This is a genomic window from Streptomyces chlorus (assembly GCF_042655885.1).
GTDB lineage: Bacteria > Actinomycetota > Actinomycetes > Streptomycetales > Streptomycetaceae > Streptomyces > Streptomyces chlorus.
On sequence record NZ_JBHSOA010000109.1, the window covers coordinates 1 to 3,874 of the forward strand.

Annotated in this window: 3 protein-coding genes and 1 pseudogene; all 4 read left to right on the plus strand. The window is 68.9% G+C overall.

Features of this window, described 5'->3' with window-relative positions; all coding sequences use genetic code 11:
- Nucleotides 1-70: 70 nt before the first annotated feature.
- A pseudogene (locus ACFPZI_RS33070) lies at nt 71-337 on the plus strand (alpha/beta fold hydrolase); the annotation flags it as partial.
- A 31-nt stretch (nt 338-368) separates the two neighbouring features.
- Complete coding sequence (locus ACFPZI_RS33075; protein ID WP_381370864.1) at nt 369-605, plus strand: hypothetical protein; 237 nt, start codon at nt 369-371, stop codon at nt 603-605.
- 306 nt (nt 606-911) lie between these two features.
- Nucleotides 912-3,140 (plus strand): alcohol dehydrogenase catalytic domain-containing protein, encoded by a 2,229-nt coding sequence (locus ACFPZI_RS33080; RefSeq protein ID WP_381370865.1) that lies wholly within the window; start codon nt 912-914, stop codon nt 3,138-3,140.
- A gap of 23 nt (nt 3,141-3,163) precedes the next feature.
- Nucleotides 3,164-3,718, plus strand: coding sequence for an alpha/beta fold hydrolase (locus tag ACFPZI_RS33085; protein WP_381370866.1), 555 nt, complete (start codon nt 3,164-3,166; stop codon nt 3,716-3,718).
- Nucleotides 3,719-3,874 lie beyond the last annotated feature (156 nt).

The following is a 3,874-nucleotide window of genomic DNA, read 5'->3' on the forward strand; positions in this document are numbered from 1 at the left end:
CTCCGCACTGCCACGAGCAACCCTTCTCACCTGCACTGTTGCTTCGAGGCTATGACACCGCCCCCCCATCTCCAGCGCTCCGGTGGCGGCCTACGCCGTCGTCTCCTCGTGGATCGAGGACTTCCGCGCCGACGTCGAGGCGGTCCGGGCCAGCGGCAAGCCGGCCTTGATCCTGCACGGTACGGCGGACAACATCCTGCCGATCGAGGTCACGGCCCGCCGCTTCCGCAAGCTGCTCCCGGACGCCGAGTACCTCGAGATCGAGGGCGCGCCGCACGGGCTGCTCTGGACGCACGCCGACGACGTCAACGCCGCGCTGCGGTCCTTCCTCGGCTGACCGATGGGGGCACAGCGAGGAAGAAGAGCTCATGGACGAGAAGCTGATGTCGGTCCGGGGCGATCTGCTGATCGTCGAGGACCTGATGCTGCTCCTGATGAACGACGACGGCGCCCCCCAGGCGCCGGGCACCCTGTACTACACGCTTGGCGCCGCCGTGCTGACCGAGCTCACGCTGCTCGGTCGGAAGGGTCACCCACCAGACAGCCATCGACCGCATGCTTCAGGCCGGGGCGCAGCCGATCACCTCGCTGGTGTTCGGCTGTGAGCTCATGCGCAACTGGGCACGCTCGGATGCTGACCGGTACCGCACCGTCATCAACGACTACTTCCGCCGCAAGCGTGAAGCGGGACAGTCCTCAGGCGACCCGTTCTCCTGAGCCCGAAAGGACACCAGATGACTCAGGAGCTCAATGACAACACCGGTGAGGTTGTCGGTCATTCCGCCCGTACCGGGCCGACCGATCTACCGACCGATCCGGTGAGGCCGGGACGCGGCAAGACTTCGGCATGGGCCGCCCGGACGTCGTCGCGGCTGCTGAGCTCCGATCGTCAGAAACCCGAGGAGTCACCCGTGACCCGTGTGAGCCACTCGGCCCGCGCCGCAGTCCTCGAGGAGAAGGACGGCCCGTTCGTCTGGCAGGACATCGAGATCGACGACCCGCGGCCCGACGAGGTGCTGGTCCGCATGGTCGCGACCGGCATCTGCGCCACCGACGCCCACGTCCGTCGGCAGCAGATGCCGGTCCCGTTGCCGGTCGTCCTCGGTCACGAGGGCGCGGGGGTCGTGGAACGCGTCGGCTCGGCGGTCACCGGCCTCGAACCGGGCGACCACGTGGTCCTGAGCTACCACTCCTGCGGCCGGTGCCCGTCGTGCGTCTCCGCCCACCCCGCCTACTGCGACCTGGCCTGGGAGGCGAACTTCGCCGCCGCCCGACTGGACGGCACCCAGGGGCTGCACCGCACGGGAGCCGAGCTGCACGGCCACTTCTTCGGCCAGTCGTCGTTCGCCACCCACGCACTGACCCACCAGCGGAACACCGTGAAGATCCCGCCCGACATCCCGCTCGAGCTCGCCGCCCCGCTCGGGTGCGGGCTGCAGACCGGCGCGGGCACCGTGCTCCAGGCATTCTCGGCCTCGCCCGGTGTGTCGATCGGTGTCATCGGGGTCGGCGCGGTGGGGCTCGCCGCGGTCATGGCGGGGAACGTGGTCGGGGCCCGAGCCGTGGTGGCCGTCGACGTCGACGCGGCCCGCCTCGACCTCGCCCGTGACCTCGGAGCGACGCACGTGATCGACGTCCGGGACACCACCGACCTGTCCATGGCGCTGCGGGGCGTCACGCCCCGTGGCCTGGACATCGTGCTGGAGACCAGCGGCCGGGCGGAGAACCTGACCGCGGCCGTCGACTCGCTCGCCCCCCCCCGGGGGCGGGTGGGGATCGTGACGTTCGAGCAGGGCGCCGGCGGCGGGGTCACCTCGCCGCAGCTCGCTCGGGCGTTCGGTGCACGGGATCGCCCAGGGCGACGCCGTCTCGCCGCTGTTGCTCACCACACTGGCCGACCTCTGGCGGGCCGGACGCTTCCCCGTCGACCGGCTCGTCACCTCCTACGACTCCGACGACATCAACCAGGCGTTCGACGACGCCGCAGCCGGGCGCGTGGTCAAGGCCGTGCTCCGGTTCCCCTGCTGACCCCCTCGGAAAGGACCTCGCAACCCATGTGCGACAAGACCCAACGGCCGATCGTGGCCACCGACGAACCCGGCTTCTTCGGGATCGACAACTACGGCTTCCCGGTCAACCGCGACGACCCGCTCGACCCACCGGAGTACTACCCGCCCTACCTCGACACCGAGCGCTTCCGGACCTACCGCTACCACGTCGAGGAGCTCCGGGACGGCTTCTACTGGGTCACCAGCGCGGGCTACGACGCGGCCTTCGTGGTCACCGCGGACGGCGTGATCGCGATCGACGCGCCGCCGACGATCGGCGAGAACATGGTCGCGGCGATCGAGAGCGTCACCGACAAGCCGGTGACCCACCTGATCTACAGCCACTGGCACACCGACCACATCGGAGCGACCCCGGTCTACGGGCCGGACGTGGAGATCATCGCGCACGAGATCACCAAGGAGCTCCTCGAACGGTTCCCCGACCCGAACCGCCCGCTGCCCACGGTGACCTTCCGCGACACCTACACGCTCACGGTCGGCGGCGTGACCCTGGAGCTGGCGTACAGGGGCGAGAATCACTGTCCGGGCAACATCTTCATCCACGCCCCCGCTCAGCGTGTGCTCACCGTCATCGACATCGTCAGCCCGGGCAGCGCCACGTTCATGCACTGCGACGCCTCGCAGAACATCTGGGCCTGGTACGAGGCCCACGCTCAGATCCTCGAGTACGACTTCGACTACTTCGTCGGCGGCCACCACATGCACTACGGCACCTACGAGCAGGTGAAGACCTGTGTCGAGTACTTCGCCGACATCCACGAGGGCGCCATGGCCGCGGTGGAGCGGTTCAGCCGTTCGGACCGGCTCGACGAGATCCTGACCGCGACCGGCCCCGGCCGGGTCTGGGTCGGCACCGAGAACGCGATCAACTCGATGGTCAACTACACGGTCAAGCACGTCCTGGAGAAGCGAACGAGCGACGGCCGGCTCTGGTCCGACCGGCTCGCCGGGGTGATCAGCCAGACCAAGTACCACGCCTACACCGTCGTCGAGGCCATCCGCCTGGAGCGGCCGCGACCGCAGTCGGGCTACCGGCTGCGCGGAGAGAACCCGCCGCCGTTCATCGCCTGAGACCGACTTACAGGAAGATCACCGTGCACCACAACCACGTGCGCTGGGAACTACCAGAGGCCTACGAGACCGGTGACGGCGTCGTGCGGTGGGCACGACTGGGCACGGGCGGAAGCCCGGTCGTCCTGGTCCACGGGACGCCCTATTCGTCGTTCCTCTGGCGCGACGTCGCCCCGGCACTCGCCCGGACGCGCACGGTGTACGTGTTCGACCACCTCGGCTACGGGCAGTCGGACAAGCACGAGGGCCAGGACCTGACGCTCACGACACAGGCCCACCGGTTCGCCCGGCTCCTCGACCACTGGGGTCTCGACGAGCCGAGCGTGGTCGCGGGCGACATCGGTGGTGCGGTCGTGCTGCGCGCCTACCTGCTCGAGTCGGCCCGCTACCGGGATCTTACGATCTTCGACGCTGTCAGCGGCGGGAGCTGGGAACGCGGCCTGTTCCGGCTGATGCGCGAGAACCCCGAGGTCTTCGCCGCGCTGCCCGGCTACGCGCACGAGGCGCTCGTCGCGTCCCACCTGCGCAACGCCAGCCACCGTGGCCTCCGCCCGGACGTGCTCGAGGCCTACTGCTGAGTCTCATCTTGATGTCCGGCGAGGTTCTCATCCTGAGGTCATGTTTCCTTTGTTGCTGCCATCCCTTGTGACGTGCTCATTTGTTGATCCTCGGCGACTCTGCTGCGCAATTCCCTGCGGGGTGACGGCGGGCACGGGATGATCGCTCGTGCGGTC

Excerpts from the sequence above, each read along its gene's own strand:
- ACFPZI_RS33075 (WP_381370864.1), top strand. The coding sequence starts at position 369 with ATGGACGAGAAGCTGATGTCGGTCCGGGGCGATCTGCTGATCGTCGAG.